Origin of the sequence: Stappia taiwanensis, assembly GCF_014635285.1 — a bacterium.
In the GTDB taxonomy this organism is placed as follows: domain Bacteria; phylum Pseudomonadota; class Alphaproteobacteria; order Rhizobiales; family Stappiaceae; genus Stappia; species Stappia taiwanensis.
Window position 1 is genome coordinate 281,354 of record NZ_BMCR01000001.1, and the last position, 15,961, is coordinate 297,314.

Consider the following 15,961-nt stretch of genomic DNA (forward strand, 5'->3'; position numbering starts at 1 on the left):
CAGATAAGATAGTCGCCCCCGCCAGGCAGGCGGGGGCGGCCGGTATTTGTCTTCAGCGGATCAGTTGGTTTCCTTGGTCGCGTTCGGGAAGAACAACTGCTGGCCATCGACCTGGTAGGCGGCAATCGCCTTCTGGCCTTCCGCGCCGATCAGCCAGTCGATGAAGGCCTGGCCGTCGTCCTTCTTCACCGCGGCGTGCTTTTCCGGATTGACCAGAATGACGCCATACTGGTTGAACAGCCGGTCGTCGCCCTCGGTCAGGATTGCCAGCTCGCCCTTGTTCTTGAAGGCGATCCAGGTGGCCCGGTCCGACATGGTGTAGGCGCCCATACCGGCGGCGGCGTTCAGCGTCGCGCCCATGCCCGAGCCGGTTTCCCGGTACCAGCTGCCCGATGCCTCGCCGATGTCGACCTCGGCCATCTTCCAGAGCGCGCGCTCCTTCTTGTGGGTGCCGGAATCATCACCGCGCGAGGCGAAGGGCGCCTTGCTGTCCGCGATCTTGCGCAGCGCGAGCGGTGCGTCCGACAGGCCCTTGATACCGGCGGGGTCGCTCTTCGGTCCGATGATCACGAAATCGTTGTACATCACGTCGGACCGCTTCACGCCGAAGCCGTCCGCGACGAATTTTTCCTCCGCCGGCTTGGCGTGGACCAGAAGCACGTCGCCATCGCCATTGCGGGCATTCTTCAGGGCCTGCCCGGTGCCGACGGCGACGACACGGACTTCGATGCCGCTCTTGTCCTTGAACTGCGGCAGGATGGCATCGAGCAAACCGGAGTTCTGCGTCGAGGTGGTCGACTGGACGATGATGAAACGATCATCGTCGGCAAGAGCCGGCGCCGTGGCGACAACGCCCAGCGCGAGAACTGCGGCGGCGGATGCGGAGAAGAAACGTGTGAGCATGGGGTCTCCCTTCGGGTTTTGGCGGAAAGTTCACAGCAGGATCTGGCCGGCGAGATAGGCCCGGGCCTCGGGGGAGGCCGGTGCGTCGAAATAGCTGTCTGCGTCGCTGTGCTCGGTCAGCCGGCCGCGATGCAGGAAGACCACGTCTTCGGCAAGCCTGCGGGCCTGATGCAGATCGTGGGTGACGAGCAGGACCTTGGTGCCGCCGGCCCGCGCCTTGTGCAGGGTCTCCTCGATCAGCAGCACCGAGGCAGGGTCGAGATTGGCGCAAGGTTCATCAAGGAACAGGATATCCGGAGTGAGCAGCAGAGCGCGCGCCAAGGCCAGCCGCTGCTGTTCACCGCCTGACAGCAGGCGCGCTGGCCGGTCGGCCAGGTCATTGAGATGAAGGTCGTCCATGAGAATGGATAGAAGATCAGTTGCTTCAGGCGATTTCTTCAAGTTGACCGCGAATTGAAGATTGGCACGTACCGAACGTCTGAACAGCACCGGTTTCTGGAACACCATGGCCTGACGCTGGCGCGTGTGCCGGTCGAGCTCCCGCCCACCCCAAAGGATCCGTCCCGCCGAGGGGGGCAGGAGCCCGTGCAGCAGCTTCAGGAGTACGCTCTTGCCGGCGCCGTTGGGGCCCATGATCACCGTCAGCCGGTTGTCCGTCAGGTCGAGATCGATGCCGTCGAGGATCCGGGTGCCATCGGCGACGAAGCCGAGCCCGCGAACGGTCAGCGGCAGCCGGGCGGCGGGGCGCGCTTCGCCCGGGCTTGTGGGGAAGGGCAGGACGCGGGGGTCAGGCATAGGCCATCCTCCGCGCGCTCGCCCTGACGGCCATCACGGCGGCGTTGACCGCCAGCGCGATCATCAGGAGCACAAGGCCCAGTGCCAGCGCCAACGCCAGATCGCCCTTCGATGTCTCAAGAGCGATGGCCGTGGTCATGACGCGGGTGACGTGGTTGATGTTGCCGCCGACAATGATGACGGCGCCAACCTCGGCAATGGCCCGGCCGAAGCCGGCAAGCACCACGGTCAGCAGCGCATAGCGGGCATCCCACAGCAGCGTCACTGCGGCCTTGTGCCAGGGAACCACCATGGAGCGGAAGGTGTCGGCGTATTCGGCGTTGAGATCGCTCAGGACCTGCTGGGTCAGGGCGACGATGATCGGGGTGACCAGAACGGCCTGGGCGATGATCATCGCCCCGGGGGTGTAAAGCAGCTGGAGAACGCCAAGCGGTCCGGCATTCGACAAGAGCATGTAGACCAAGAGGCCGACCACCACCGGCGGCAGGCCCATCAACGTGTTGAAAAGAACGACGAACAGCCCGCGTCCGGGAAAGCGCAGGATCGCCAGCGCGGCGCCGATTGGCAGGCCGATGACACATGCGATCAGAACCGCGGCAAAGGTGACGCGCAACGACAGGAACACGATTTCACCCAGCGCTGGGTCAAACCGCCACAGCAACTGAAAGGCCAGGGAGAAGGAGTGTGCGAAATCCTGCATAATCCCGCGCGATTTCCGAAAATGAATGCCCATACGTAACCTAACGCAGCTTATGCGCTTGTAAAGTGGGTTCTCTCGCGAGCCATCCGCGCCGCGTTTGCGCTATAACAATGGCCAAACGGGGCGGCAGGTCGATGCGGCTTGGCCGCGACAGCAGAAAACTCAAGGAAAGTCATGACGATCAAGCGGCGTTCAGGTGTGGGGTTCATCCTTGGCGGGCTCGTCGGAGCGGGGGGCGTGGCGCTGTCGGCGGCGGCCACCCATTCGGCGGCAACCGAGCTGTTGCGCCCGGCGGCACAGATGTTGCTGTTCCACGCGCCGCTGTTTCTCAGCTTGTCCCTGCTCTTTCTCTGGCGCGGACGCGGTGTGTCCGCCGCCGTTCTGGCGATGGGCACCGGAGCGCTTGTTGTGCTTGTGGCCGGGTTGGCGCTTTTTTGCGGAGATCTGCTGTTTCGTGCCTATGGCGGCGCGCGGTTGTTTCCCTTCGCCGCGCCGCTTGGCGGCAGCCTGTTGATCGCTGCCTGGGTTGGTGTGATCCTCACAGGGGCCGCGCTGCTGCGCTCCGGCGAAACCGAGCGTGGCGCTTAGGCGCGACAGCATGTCGGATTTGTACAAGCCGCGCGCGGGAAACGGCGGCACAACAATGCCATGGATGGTCGCGCCGTTTCGCGATCGCGACAGGAAGCCGAGGTTCGCATGACCCGTTTCTCCTTCTGGGAGCTGGCGCGCAAGGCGCTGAACGCCCATCAGGACTGGGGCGATCAGTGGCGCAAGCCCGAGCCGAAACCCGCCTATGACGTGATCATCATCGGTGCGGGCGGCCATGGGCTGGCGACTGCCTATTACCTGGCCAAGGAGCACGGCGTGACCAACGTCGCCGTGCTGGAAAAGGGTTGGCTCGGCGGCGGCAACACCGGGCGCAACACCACCATCGTCCGCTCGAACTACCTTTGGGAGGAGAGCGAAGCGCTCTACGACCATGCCATGGACCTGTGGCAGGACCTGTCGCAGGAGCTGAACTACAACGTGATGTATTCGGCGCGTGGCGTGATGATGCTGGCGCATACGGTGCATGACATTCAGGTGTTCAAGCGCCATGTGCACGCCAATCGGCTCGCCGGGGTGCAGAACGAATGGCTGAGTGCTGAAGAGGCGAAGGCTTTTTGCCCGCCGCTGAATATCGGGAAGAACATCCGCTATCCGGTGCTCGGCGCCGCCTTGCAGCGCAAAGGCGGGGTCGCCCGCCATGATGCGGTGGCCTGGGGCTATGCGCGCGGCGCGGACCAATACGGCGTCGATATCATCCAGAACTGCGCGGTCACCGGCATTCGCCGGAATGCCGATGGATCGGTTGCCGGGGTCGAGACCTCGCGCGGCTTCATCGGCGCGAAGAAGGTGGGCGTCGTCGCCGCCGGTCACACCAGCACGGTGATGGACATGGCCGGCGTGCGCATGCCGCTGGAATCGAACCCGTTGCAGGCGCTGGTCTCCGAGCCGGTGAAGCCATGCTTTCCTTGCGTGGTGATGTCCAACACCGTGCACGCCTATGTCTCGCAGTCGGACAAGGGCGAGTTGGTGATCGGCGCGGGCACCGACCAGTATGTCTCCTACAGCCAGACCGGCGGATTGCAGATCACCACCCACACGGTCGATGCCATCTGCGAGCTGTTCCCGATGTTCCGCCGCATGCGGATGCTGCGCAACTGGGGCGGGATCGTCGACGTGACCCCGGACCGCTCGCCGATCATCGGCAAGACGCCGGTGCCGGGGCTCTTTGTCAATTGCGGCTGGGGTACCGGCGGCTTCAAGGCGACCCCCGGTTCGGGGCATGTCTTCGCCCACACCATCGCCCGCGACGACCCGCACCCGATCAATGCGCCCTTCACCCTCGACCGGTTCCGCACCGGCCGGCTCATCGACGAGGCGGCGGCCGCCGCCGTCGCCCATTGAGGTAGGTTCATGCTGCTGATCCAGTGTCCCTATTGCGCGGTGGAGCGCCCCGAGCTCGAATTTCGCTATGGCGGCGAGGCGCATATCGCCCGCCCCGAGAGCCCGTCGGAGCTGACCGACGAGCAATGGGCCGATTTTCTCTACATGCGCAGCAACCCGAAGGGCGTGATGGCCGAACGCTGGCGCCATGTGCATGGCTGCGGTCGGTTCTTCAATGCCCTGCGCGATACGGTCAGCGACCGCTTCCTCGCCGTCTACAAGGCCGGCGAGCCGCGCCCCGATATCGAGGCGCCGGAGCCAACTGCCCCGAACAAGGAGACCGGCCGGTGACCCAGATCCGCCGCACCCGCTCCGGCGGCCGTATCGACCGGTCGCAGCCGGTGCGTTTCACCTTCGATGGCCGGGAGCTGACCGGTTTTGCCGGCGATACGCTCGCCTCCGCCCTTCTGGCCAATGACGAGCACCTGGTCGGCCGGTCGTTTAAGTATCACCGGCCGCGCGGTATCCTCACCGCCGGCTCGGAGGAGCCGAACGCCCTTGTCGGCGTCACCCGGTCGCCGGGCTCCGGCACACCAAACCTGCGCGCCACCCAGGTGGAGCTCCATGAGGGGCTGTCCGCCCGCAGCCAGAACCGCTTTCCCTCGCTCGGGTTCGACATCGGCGCGGTCAACGATCTGATGTCACCGCTGTTCGTCGCCGGGTTCTACTACAAGACCTTCATGTGGCCGAAGAGCTTCTGGAATCGGGTCTACGAGCCGTTCATCCGGGCCGCCGCCGGTCTCGGCACGGCGCCGACCGCGCCGGATCGCGACCGCTATGCCAACCGCTATGTCCACTGCGATGTGCTGATCGCCGGTGCCGGTCCGGCGGGCATCGCCGCTGCCCTGTCCGCCGCCGAGGCGGGGGCGCGGGTGATCCTGGCCGATGAGCAGGCGGAAATGGGCGGGGCGCTGCTGCATGAAACCGGCGCCACGGTGGAGGGCCAGCCGGCTGACCGCTGGCTGGAAGCGGCGCTGGCGGAGCTCGCCGCCAATCCGCGCGTCACCCTGCTGCCGCGCACCACCGCCTTCGGCTATTTCAATCACAACTACATCGCGCTCGGCGAACGGGTCACCGACCATCTTGCCGTGCCGGACCCGGATTTGCCGCGCGAGCGGCTGTGGCAGGTTCGTGCCCGTCAGGTGGTGATTGCGGCCGGTTCGATTGAGCGCCCGCTGGTGTTTCCGGAAAACGACCGTCCGGGTGTGATGCTGGCCGAGGCGGGGCGTATCTATGCCAACCGCTATGGGGTGTTGCCGGGCAGATCCATCGCGGTCGCCACTGCTTGCGACACCGCCTATCGCGCCGCGCTCGACATCCATGCGGCGGGCGGTTCCATCGCGGTCATTGCCGACCTGCGGGAGCGGCCAGATGAGGCGCTTGTCGCCGAGGCCCGGGCGGCCGGCATCCGCGTCGAGACCTCCTGCGTCGTCACCGGGGTGCTTGGCCGCAAACGCGTGCGCGGTGTTCTGCTGGGTCGGTTGCGGGCGGGCAGCGTCACAGCGGCCGGCACCGTGAATGCCGATTGTCTGCTGATGTCTGGCGGCTGGACCCCGAATGTCAGCCTGCATTCCCAGTCGCGTGGAAAGCTCGTCTGGGACGAGGAACGCGGCGCTTATCTGCCCGGAGATGCCGTGCAGGCGGAGCGCTCTGCCGGGAGCTGTGCCGGGGTCGACGGGCTTGCGGCGGTGCTTGCCGATGGCGCCCGCGCCGGCGCGGAGGCAGCCCGAGAGGCCACCGGCAAGGCGCATGCGCCGCGTGAGATCTTGGCCGAGGGCGGCGAAGCCGGCATTGGCTGGGTGCTGGGCGCGCTGCCGCATGACCGGGATGCGGCCAGGGTGCGCGCCTTTGTCGACTACCAGAACGACGTCACCGCCAAGGACGTCAAGCTGGCGGTGCGCGAGGGCATGCACTCCATCGAGCATATCAAGCGCTACACCACCACCGGCATGGCGACCGATCAGGGGCGCCTGTCGAACATGAATGCCCTGTCGATTGCCTCCACGGCGCTGGACCGGCCGGTGCCGGAGGTGGGGCTGACCACCTTCCGCCAGCCCTATACGCCGGTCAGTTTCGGAACGCTTGCCACCACCTCGCGCGGGGATCTGTTCGACCCGGTCCGCAAGACGCCGATCCACGACTGGGCGGCCGGGCAGGGGGCGGCCTTCGAGGATGTCGGCCTGTGGAAGCGGGCCTGGTACTTCCCGCGCGGCGGTGAGGACATGCACCGCGCGGTGGAGCGGGAATGCCGCACGGTACGAGAAAGCGTCGGCCTGTTCGATGCCTCCACCCTGGGCAAGATCGAGGTTGTCGGACCGGATGCGGCGGAATTTCTCAACCGGATCTACACCAACCCGTGGCTGAAGCTCGGGCCAGGCCGCCTGCGCTACGGGCTGATGCTGAACGAGGCCGGGTTCATCATGGATGACGGTGTCGTCGGCCGGCTGGCCGAGGACCGCTTCCATGTGACCACCACCACCGGCGGTGCGCCGCGCGTCCTGGCCCATATGGAGGACTACCTCCAGACCGAATGGCCGGATCTCAAGGTCTGGCTGACCTCCACCACCGAACAATGGGCGGTGATCGCGGTGCAGGGGCCGAAGGCGCGGGAGGCGATCGCGCCGATCATTGACGATATCGACCTTGCGACCGAGGCGCTGCCGCATATGTCCATGCGCGAAGGGCATGTGATGGGCGGCATTCCCTGCCGGCTGTTCCGCATGAGCTTCACCGGCGAGGCCGGATATGAACTCAACGTGCCGCCCTCGCGCGCCCGCGAGGTTTGGGAGGCGGTCTGGGCCAATGTCGAGAAGCTTGGCGGTTGCGCCTATGGTACCGAGACCATGCACGTGCTGCGGGCGGAAAAGGGCTACATCATCGTCGGTCAGGAGACCGATGGTACCGTCACCCCGGACGATGTCGGCATGAGCTGGGCCATCGGCAAGAAGAAGCGCGACTTCGTCGGCATGCGTTCGCTGGCCCGGCCGGATCTGGTGGCCGAGGGGCGCAAGCAACTGGTCGGCCTTTTGACCAGGGACGGCACGACGCTGTTGGAGGAGGGGGCGCAGATCACCCGCGAGGCGGTGCCCGCGCTGAAGACCCCCGCTCTTGGTCATGTGACCTCGTCCTATGTTTCACCCGCCGCCGGCCGGCCGATTGCCCTGGCGATGATCGCCGATGGCCGGGCCCGGATGGGCGAAACCCTGCATGTGCCGATGCCGGAAGGCGCGATTACCGTCGAGGTGGTCCCACCGGTGTTCGTCGATCCCGAAGGAGCGCGGCTCAATGTCTGAGGCACCCCTTTATTCCGCCGCTGGTGACACCGAAGCGGTGCTTGCCGCCCCGGGGCTGCGGGTCTCCCGGACCCGGCCGCTTGCGCGCTTCGCCTTTCGCGGTGATCCGGCGGCTGCCGGCAAGGCCGGCGCTGCCTTCGGCGCGTCCCTGCCGATGACCCCGCTTGCCGCCAACCGGGTCTCCGCCCGCGCCGCGCTCTGGCTCGGCCCGGATGAATGGCTGCTGTTGGCCGCTGATGAGACTGCGGCGGCAATCGCAGTCGGCATGGCCACGGCGCTTGCCGATGCGCCCCATGCGCTCGTTGATGTGTCGGAGCGCAATGTCGCGCTTTTGGTGGAAGGCGAAGGCGCGGAGCGTCTGCTCAACACCCAGGTGTTTCTTGACCTGGACCCGGCGGCCTTTCCCGTGGGGATGGCGACCCGGACCTTGTTCGCCAAGGCGGAAATTATCCTCTGGCGGCTCGGGGACGAGGCCTTCGCCGTGGAATGCTGGCGCAGCTTTGCCCCCTACATTGAGGGATTGCTCGTGGAGGGAGCGCGGGGGCTTTGAGATCGTTGGCCGTCCGCGCTCCGTTTTCCGGTGTTCGTGGTCAGTCGGCGATCAGGCCGCGCTTCTTCAGCAGCCCATCGACCGACGGCAACGCGCCTCGGAAGGCGATGTAGGCGTCCTTCGGGTCCTGGCTGCCGCCGGCGGAATAGATCCACTTGCCGAGCCGCTCGGCGGTGTCCGCATGGAACGCATCGCCGGTTTCCTCAAAGGCGGTGAAGGCGTCCGCGTCCATCACCTCCGACCACATGTAGCTGTAGTACCCGGCCGAATAGCCATCGCCGGAAAACACATGGGCGAAATGGGTCGGCCGATGCCGCATGACGATCTCGCGCGGCATGTCGATGCGCGACAGGGTGGCTGCCTCCAGCGCGGCGACGTCCGCACCGTCCGCCGGCTGGCCGTCATGCACATCGAGATCGAAGATCGCCGAAGCGAGGTATTCGACGGTGGAGAACCCCTGGTTGAAGTTGCGGGCCGCGTGCAGGCGGTCGAGCAGATCCTGGGGCATGGGCTGGCCGTCATGGGCGCTGATGGCGAATTGCGACAGGATTTCCGGCTCGCTCAGCCAGTGCTCGAACAGTTGCGACGGCAGCTCGACAAAGTCACGGGCAACGGAGGTGCCGGAGATCAGCGGATAGGTGACATTCGACATCAGCCCATGCAGGGCATGACCGAATTCGTGAAACAGGGTGCGGGCATCGTCGAAGGTGAGCAGCGTCGGCTCGCCGGGGGCCGCCTTGGCGAAATTCATCACGTTGACGATGATCGGGCGAATGTCGCCATCGAGCTTCTGCTGGCGCCGGAAGGCACTCATCCAGGCGCCGCTGCGCTTGGAGGCCCGATTGAAATAGTCGCCAAGGAACAGGCCGAGATGCTGGCCGCCCCGATCCTTCACCTCGAAGGCACGGACATCGGGGTGATACAGATCGAGCCCTTCGACCTCCTGGAAGGTAAGGCCGAACAGCCGGTTGGCGGTGTGGAAGGCGGCCTCGATCATCCGGTCAAGCTGGAAATACGGCTTCAGCTCCGCATCATCGAGCGCGTAGTCGCGCTGGCGGAGCTTTTCCGAGTAGTAGCGCCAGTCCCAGGGGGCGATTTCAAGATTGTCGCCCTCAGCCGCCGCGATTTCCTGCAGCGCTGCGGCTTCCGCGCCAGCCTGTGCCCGTGCCGGGCCCCAGACCGCCTCCAGCAGTTCCCGCACTGCCGTCGGCGATCCGGCCATGGTGTCATCGAGCTTGAAGCTGGCGAAATCGTCGAACCCGAGGAGCCGGGCGCGTTCAGCACGGAGCTTCAGAGTTTCGGCGATGATCTCCCGGTTGTTGGTCTCACCCGGCATCTCGCCGCGCCGGATCCAGGCGGCAAAGGCCTCCTCGCGCAGGTCGCGTCTTGCTGAGAATTGCAGGAACGGCTCGATCAGCGAACGGGACAGGGTGATCACATGCTTGCCCGGGTGCCCGCGTTCGCGCGCCGCTTCGGCCGCTGCCGCCCGCAGAAAGTCGGGCAGGCCGGCAAGATCCGCCTCCGTTTCAAGGACCAGGGCATACTCTGCTTCGTCGCGCAGGACATTCTGGGAGAACGCCGTGCCCAGCACCGCCAGCCGCTGGGTGATTTCGCTCATCCTTGCCTTGCCGGCGTCATCGAGCCCGGCCCCGGCGCGGCGAAACAGAGTGTGATAGCGCTCTAGAACCCGGCGCTGCTCCGCATCGAGGCCAAGGCTCTCCCGTTGCTGCCAAAGGCGGTCGATCCGCTGGAACAGCGCCGAGTTGAGCATGGTTTCGCTGTGATGCCGGGCAAGGCGGGGCGCCATGTCGCGCTCGATGGCCTGCAAGGCGGGGCTGGTGTGGGCGCCGGTGAGATTGAAGAACACCGACGCGACCCGGGTGAGCTGCTCGCCGGCGCGCTCCAGCGCCTCGACGGTGTTGGCGAAATCGGGCGCGTCCGTCCCCTCGGCGATGGCTGCGATATCCGCCTTCGCTTCCGCCAGAGCCGCGTCGAAGGCCGGGGCGAAGTCGCTCGCCTCGATCTGGCCGAAAGGAGGGAGACCGAAGGGCGTGTCCCAGCGGGCAAGAAGCGGATTTGTGGTGTCGGACATGAACGGGGTTCCGTCTGCGGGGAAGAAAAGGGGAGATGTCACCAGATGTGGAGACATCCATTATATGGGCGCAAGGCCCTCTCTTGTCAGCCCTTGCGGACCTGACCGCAGAGGTTTTCACGAGCGTGGGCGGGCGGTTCGGGAGAATTGACCCGCCTCGCGTCATTGATCGTTAAGGGCGCGCGCATCATACTGAGCGCCATGTCCGCTCTGTCCATCTCCTTGTCCGGCCTGCAACGCGCCGGTGCCAGATTCGAGACCGCCGCCCGTCAGATCGTCTCCGCGGGAACGGTCCGGCCAGGGACAGAGAGTGAGGGGCCGGCTCCTGCCGCCGGACCGGAGGCCGCCATTGGCGCGCCGCGTCCCGGGTTTTCGCCGGATATGGCCACAGCCATGGTCGGGATGATCGAGGCGGAAAACGCCTATGTGGCCAATGCGCGGGTGGCCGGTCGCATTGCCGAGATGCAGAAGGCCTATCTGGACGCGCTTGCCCCGAAATCCGAAAAGTAAAACCTTGCGCTGAGCACGCCGCGATCTCGTTCAGCCCGTAAGGAGCGCGCGTCAGGCGGACATCTGCCGGCTGCAGGTCGTGTGTCGGCGATTGGGGGAAAGCTGGGGCCAGAAATAAATAACGCCCACCGGAGGGAGGAGAACCGGTGGGCGCCATTTATTGGCAACCGATGCTGGGAGGAGGTGCACCGGTTGTACAACGGGGCCAGACGTTGGGAGGAGGAGTGTCCGGCGCCGTTGAGAGACATATGGGGGAGTCGGCCCGGGATTGCCAGAGCCGAGGTTGCATATCAGCTCTGAACTCAGTGCAGGGCACTGCACAATTTTTCAAGCCGGTTTGTGTGCGGTGCGAAATTGGCGGGTCTTCGAACCGTGCCTCCCCGTGAACAACGCGCGGGAGGGTGGTGGCTGTATGGGCAGTAAGGTTTTGTAAAATAACAGTTATCAAGAATTTTGCGCGCTGTGATTTGCCATTCGGCTCAGACGCGGGCGCCGTCTTCGCTGATGCTTGCGCTGGCTGGCGGGCGCAAACACATGATATCAAAAGAAGATGAAGCCCTGCCGTCTCACCTCCGCCGGTCTCATCGTTCAGGCCGATGGCTCCAGTTATCCACTGCCGGACGTCGATGCGGCCGAGATTCTTGTGCCCCATCTGGCGCCACGTGTCGAAACCTATGAGTTGGCGGGCTTGGGCGAGATCGGCGTTCTGATCCGCTATTCCTGTCATTGCTGGACCAGCAAATATGATGAGGCACTCCATAACGGCGTGATCCGGATCATGGATCGTGGGCGGGCGCGCGCCTTTGACCCTGCGCGCTATGCGGCCTCGTTGGAACTGCCGGAGCTGATGCGGGATCTGCCGCACAAGCGGATCTATGCCACGCGGGGCGACCGCAACTATGGCTGCTATGATGCGAGCCGGCGCGATGCGGATGGGCTCTGCTATACGGCCTATTTCGCACTGAAGGCGCGCAAGGGCCTATGTGATGCTGCCCCCTATAGTTTCCGCTTGTTCGTTGAAAGCGCCTATCCCAAGGCGCAGCAGGAGCCAGGTCGGGCAACGAGCCTGCGTGCGATCCTTGGCAGGTCCCGCGCGGGGACAGAGATTGGCGAGGAACCCGAAGACTGACGCGGCGTGGATGCGAAAACGAAAAAAGCGCCCCCCGAGGCTTCGGGCGGCGCTTTTTTGTTCGGACCCGCCTGACGGCGGGGCGAGATCAGCGATGGGTGCGGGCGATGAAGTCGATGTCGCCACGGCCGATGCCGAGATCGCTGAGCTCACGGTTGGAGAGCCGCGACAGCTCGTAATAGGTCTGCCGGTACTTCTGCCAGGAATTGTATTTGCGCACGAGGGTGTCGAACATGGTTTCGCTCTTTCGGTCTGATGTTTCAGTGAGCGAACACCCGCCGATGTTGCGGCGCGACAATCGCTCGATAGGGTGGATATAAGCTGCCTTTCGGCCTTCGGAAGACGGTGTTTCAGCATGGCTGGGCCGCGTTGGCTGCGGAACTGAAACAAGGGCGTCCGGTGCGGCGGGACACGCCGCGAAGCTCTTTCAAAAAAAAGCGATCGCCCGCCGGAGGGAGGAGAACCGGCGGGCGACGCTATTTCCGGACGAGGCTGGGAGGAGGATGCCTCGCCGGGCACGCTAAAGGGACAGGGGAGGAGGTCTATCCCTTTGAACGTGATCTCTTATCGGCTCACGCGCTTGGCGATGAAGGGAATGTCGCCGCGTGCAATGCCAAGGTCGTCAAGTTCGCGCGTCGTCAAGCGCGACAGCTCGGAAACCGTGCTCTGGTAGCTCTTCCAGGACCGGTACTTGCGCGTAAGTGACTCAAACATCGGATGGCCTCGCCAGATTTGCGCCGCTGCCGTTCCGCGTCAGCGCCGCGTCAATTCGATGACCGGTAGATAGATTTTCCAGCTGATGAAAAAAAGAGCGATTTGTGCATGGCAGGGGTGCGGATTGTGCATTGCAACATCACACCCCTGCCCAATTGCCCGGTTTTGCGCCGAAACCGCCTATTCGGCGGCACTCATCCGCCGGATCGGTCGTCGTGCGAGTACCTCGCGCAGGAACTGCCCGGTGTAGCTTTCCGGCACCTCGGCGATTTCTTCCGGAGGACCGGCGGCAACCAGCGTTCCGCCGCCATCACCGCCCTCCGGCCCGAGATCGAGAATCCAGTCGGCGGTCTTGATGACCTCCAGATTGTGTTCGATCACCAGCACGGTGTTGCCTTGGTCGACCAGCTCGTGCAGCACCTCCAGCAGTTTCGCCACATCATGGAAGTGCAGGCCGGTGGTCGGTTCGTCGAGGATATAGAGCGTGCGGCCGGTGGCGCGCTTGGCCAGCTCCTTGGCCAGCTTGACGCGCTGCGCTTCGCCGCCGGACAGGGTGGTGGCCTGCTGGCCGACCTTGATATAGCCGAGCCCCACCCGGGCGAGGGTCTCCAGCTTGTCGCGCACGGCCGGCACGGCGGAAAAGAACGCGGCACCTTCCTCAACTGTCATGTCGAGCACATCGGCAATCGATTTGCCCTTGAACAGAACTTCAAGCGTCTCCCGATTGTACCGCTTTCCCTGGCAGACATCGCAGGTGACATAGACGTCGGGCAGGAAGTGCATCTCGATCTTGATGACACCGTCGCCCTGGCAGGCCTCGCAGCGTCCGCCCTTGACGTTGAAGGAGAACCGGCCCGGCGCATAGCCGCGGGTCTTGGCTTCCGGCAGGCCGGCAAACCACTCGCGGATCGGTGTGAAGGCGCCGGTGTAGGTCGCCGGGTTGGAACGCGGCGTGCGTCCGATCGGCGACTGGTCGATGTCGATCACCTTGTCGAGCAGTTCCAGCCCGTCGATATGATCGTGCGGCGCCGGGTTGTCGCGGGCGCCGTTCAGCCTCCGCGCCGCCGCCCGGTACAGGGTGTCGATCAGGAAGGTCGACTTGCCGCCGCCAGACACGCCGGTGATGCAGGTGAAGGTGCCGAGCGGAATGTCGGCGGACACGTTTTTCAGATTGTTGCCGCGCGCGCCCGCCACATGCAGCCGGCGCGCCTTGGAGATCTCGCGGCGCATGGCCGGCATGGGAATCGTCAGGTCGCCGGAGAGATAGCGACCGGTCAGCGACGCCGGGTTGGCGAGGATGTCCGCCGGGGCCCCTTCGGCGACGATCTCACCGCCATGCACGCCCGCGCCCGGGCCGATATCGACCACGTAATCGGCGGTCAGCACCGCATCCTCGTCATGCTCGACCACGATCACCGTGTTGCCCAGGTCGCGCAGGTGCTTGAGCGTTTCCAGCAAGCGGGCATTGTCGCGCTGATGCAGACCGATTGACGGCTCGTCGAGCACGTAGAGAACCCCGGTGAGACCCGAACCGATCTGCGACGCCAGCCGGATGCGCTGGCTTTCGCCGCCGGACAGGGTGCCGGAATTGCGCGCCAGCGACAGATAGTCGAGCCCCACGTCATTGAGGAATTTCAGCCGCTCGCGAATTTCCTTCAGGATTCGCACGGCAATTTCGCTCTGCTTGGTGGTGAGGTGATCCGGCAGCGCGGAGAACCAGTCGCCGGCCTCACGGATCGACAGCTTTGCGATGTCGCCGATATGGCAATCGGCGATCTTCACCGCCAGCGCTTCCGGTTTCAGCCGGTGGCCACCGCAGGTGGGGCAGGGGCGGTCGGACTGGTAGCGCGACAGCTCCTCGCGGACCCATTCGGATTCGGTCTCGCGCCAACGCCGCTCGATATTGCCGACGACACCCTCGAAGGTCTTGGAGGTGCGATAGCTGCGCACCCCGTCATCATAGACGAATTCGATCTTCTCCCGCCGGGTGCCGAACAGGATGGCGTTGCGCAGCGTCTCCGGCAGGTCCGACCAGGGCGCGGTCATCGAGCCGCCGAAGTGCCGGCAGAGCGCTTCCAGGGTCTGCGCATAGTAAGGAGATGTCGAGCCGGTCTTGGCCCAGGGCAGCACCGCCCCGCCGCGTAAGGACAAGCTATGGTCTGGCACCACCAGTTCCGGCTCGAACGCCAGCGTGGTACCGAGCCCGTCGCAGGCCGGGCAGGCGCCGAACGGGTTGTTGAAGGAGAACAGGCGCGGCTCGATTTCCGAGATGGTGAAACCGGAAACGGGACAGGCGAATTTCTCTGAAAAGACAATGCGTTCGTGGGTTTCGTTGCGATTCTGCAGCACCGCATCGCGGCTCTTGTCCGCAGCCGGCAACGGCCGATCGGCATATTCGGCAATGGCGATGCCATCGGCCAGCGATAGGGCCGTTTCCAGCGAATCTGCCAGCCGTCCAGAGATGTCGCCGCGCACGACAATGCGGTCGACCACCACGTCGATGTCGTGTTTCAGCTTCTTGTCGAGCGCCGGGGCTTCGGAAATCTCGTGGAACTCGCCGTCGATCTTGACCCGCTGGAAGCCCTTCTTCATCAGCTCGGCCAGTTCCTTGCGGTATTCGCCCTTACGCCCGCGCACCACGGGCGCCAGCAGATAAAGTCGCGTTCCTTCCTCCAGCGCCAGCACCCGGTCGACCATCTGGCTCACCGTCTGGCTCTCGATCGGCAGACCGGTCGCCGGCGAATAGGGCACGCCGATGCGCGCGAACAACAGGCGCAGGTAGTCGTAGATTTCGGTGACCGTGCCGACCGTCGAGCGCGGGTTGCGCGAGGTCGTCTTCTGCTCGATGGAGATGGCCGGCGACAGGCCGTCGATCTGGTCGACATCCGGCTTCTGCATCATCTCCAGGAACTGGCGGGCATAGGCCGACAGGCTTTCCACGTAGCGGCGCTGTCCTTCGGCGTAGATGGTGTCGAACGCCAGCGACGACTTTCCGGAACCGGAAAGGCCGGTCATCACGATCAACTGATCGCGCGGCAGGTCGAGGTCGACATTCTTCAGGTTATGCTCGCGCGCGCCCCGCACGCTGATCATGCGCCGGTCCGGTGCGGACTGGGGAGCGGAAGGGGGGGGGGTCGAGCGGGTCTTGGCCATTGGTGTCTGCAATCCCTGGCGTTGCGGTGCCGGAGTTATTCAGGAATTTCGGGCGATGCGGTCCCGGAGTGAGGATCCGTTCCGCCGCGCCGTTCTACGCTATGACGGCGGATGCGTCGATTGACGAACGCGA

General features: G+C 65.0%; 14 protein-coding genes. 7 read left to right on the top strand and 7 right to left on the bottom strand.

What is annotated here, in order from left to right; all coding sequences use genetic code 11:
* Nucleotides 1–60: 60 nt before the first annotated feature.
* Genes IEV83_RS01220 through IEV83_RS01230 form a run of 3 tightly spaced genes read right to left on the bottom strand, consistent with a single transcriptional unit; the run spans nt 61 to nt 2,398 of the window.
* Nucleotides 61–903, bottom strand: a complete 843-nt coding sequence (locus tag IEV83_RS01220) for an ABC transporter substrate-binding protein (protein WP_181758439.1) — start codon at nt 901–903, stop codon at nt 61–63.
* Between the two features lie 30 nt (nt 904–933).
* Nucleotides 934–1,698: an ABC transporter ATP-binding protein gene (locus tag IEV83_RS01225; protein ID WP_181758440.1), complete on the bottom strand. Its 765-nt coding sequence runs from the start codon at nt 1,696–1,698 to the stop codon at nt 934–936.
* Nucleotides 1,691–2,398: an ABC transporter permease gene (locus IEV83_RS01230; RefSeq protein ID WP_181758441.1), complete on the bottom strand. Its 708-nt coding sequence runs from the start codon at nt 2,396–2,398 to the stop codon at nt 1,691–1,693. Before IEV83_RS01230 ends, IEV83_RS01225 begins: the two co-directional genes overlap by 8 nt.
* A 174-nt stretch (nt 2,399–2,572) precedes the next feature.
* Between IEV83_RS01230 and IEV83_RS01235 the strand changes: the two genes are divergently transcribed.
* The 5 genes from IEV83_RS01235 (at nt 2,573) to IEV83_RS01255 (ending at nt 8,230) form a co-directional block, all read left to right on the top strand.
* Entirely contained in the window at nt 2,573–2,986 is a 414-nt protein-coding gene (locus IEV83_RS01235) for a DUF423 domain-containing protein (protein ID WP_181758442.1), read from the top strand.
* Between the two features lie 108 nt (nt 2,987–3,094).
* Nucleotides 3,095–4,348, top strand: a complete 1,254-nt coding sequence (locus tag IEV83_RS01240) for a sarcosine oxidase subunit beta family protein (RefSeq protein ID WP_181758443.1) — start codon at nt 3,095–3,097, stop codon at nt 4,346–4,348.
* A 9-nt stretch (nt 4,349–4,357) separates the two neighbouring features.
* Nucleotides 4,358–4,678 (top strand): sarcosine oxidase subunit delta, encoded by a 321-nt coding sequence (locus IEV83_RS01245; RefSeq protein ID WP_181758444.1) that lies wholly within the window; start codon nt 4,358–4,360, stop codon nt 4,676–4,678.
* Complete coding sequence (locus IEV83_RS01250; protein ID WP_181758445.1) at nt 4,675–7,680, top strand: sarcosine oxidase subunit alpha family protein; 3,006 nt, start codon at nt 4,675–4,677, stop codon at nt 7,678–7,680. The genes IEV83_RS01245 and IEV83_RS01250 overlap by 4 nt, the downstream gene beginning before the upstream one ends.
* Complete coding sequence (locus IEV83_RS01255) at nt 7,673–8,230, top strand: sarcosine oxidase subunit gamma (RefSeq protein WP_181758446.1); 558 nt, start codon at nt 7,673–7,675, stop codon at nt 8,228–8,230. Before IEV83_RS01250 ends, IEV83_RS01255 begins: the two co-directional genes overlap by 8 nt.
* A gap of 40 nt (nt 8,231–8,270) precedes the next feature.
* On the opposite strand, the gene IEV83_RS01260 is transcribed toward IEV83_RS01255, so the two are convergent.
* Complete coding sequence (locus tag IEV83_RS01260) at nt 8,271–10,322, bottom strand: M3 family metallopeptidase (RefSeq protein ID WP_181758447.1); 2,052 nt, start codon at nt 10,320–10,322, stop codon at nt 8,271–8,273.
* Nucleotides 10,323–10,523: 201 nt separating this feature from the next.
* Between IEV83_RS01260 and IEV83_RS01265 the strand changes: the two genes are divergently transcribed.
* Together IEV83_RS01265 and IEV83_RS01270 are read left to right on the top strand one after the other, a co-directional pair.
* Nucleotides 10,524–10,832: a hypothetical protein gene (locus IEV83_RS01265; protein WP_181758448.1), complete on the top strand. Its 309-nt coding sequence runs from the start codon at nt 10,524–10,526 to the stop codon at nt 10,830–10,832.
* Nucleotides 10,833–11,382: 550 nt separating this feature from the next.
* The gene (locus tag IEV83_RS01270; RefSeq protein ID WP_181758449.1) at nt 11,383–11,961 is read left to right on the top strand and encodes a YjaZ family protein; all 579 of its coding nucleotides are present in this window, start codon (nt 11,383–11,385) and stop codon (nt 11,959–11,961) included.
* 88 nt (nt 11,962–12,049) lie between these two features.
* Here the strand turns inward: IEV83_RS01270 and IEV83_RS01275 are convergent, their stop codons facing one another.
* From IEV83_RS01275 to uvrA, 3 genes are all read right to left on the bottom strand, one after another.
* Nucleotides 12,050–12,196, bottom strand: coding sequence for a DUF1127 domain-containing protein (locus IEV83_RS01275; protein ID WP_181758450.1), 147 nt, complete (start codon nt 12,194–12,196; stop codon nt 12,050–12,052).
* 329 nt (nt 12,197–12,525) lie between these two features.
* Nucleotides 12,526–12,675 carry a DUF1127 domain-containing protein gene (locus IEV83_RS01280; protein ID WP_181758451.1) on the bottom strand — a complete coding sequence of 50 codons (150 nt, stop codon included), beginning with the start codon at nt 12,673–12,675 and terminating at the stop codon, nt 12,526–12,528.
* Between the two features lie 180 nt (nt 12,676–12,855).
* Nucleotides 12,856–15,768 carry an excinuclease ABC subunit UvrA gene (gene uvrA / locus IEV83_RS01285; protein WP_244628017.1) on the bottom strand — a complete coding sequence of 971 codons (2,913 nt, stop codon included), beginning with the start codon at nt 15,766–15,768 and terminating at the stop codon, nt 12,856–12,858.
* Nucleotides 15,769–15,961 lie beyond the last annotated feature (193 nt).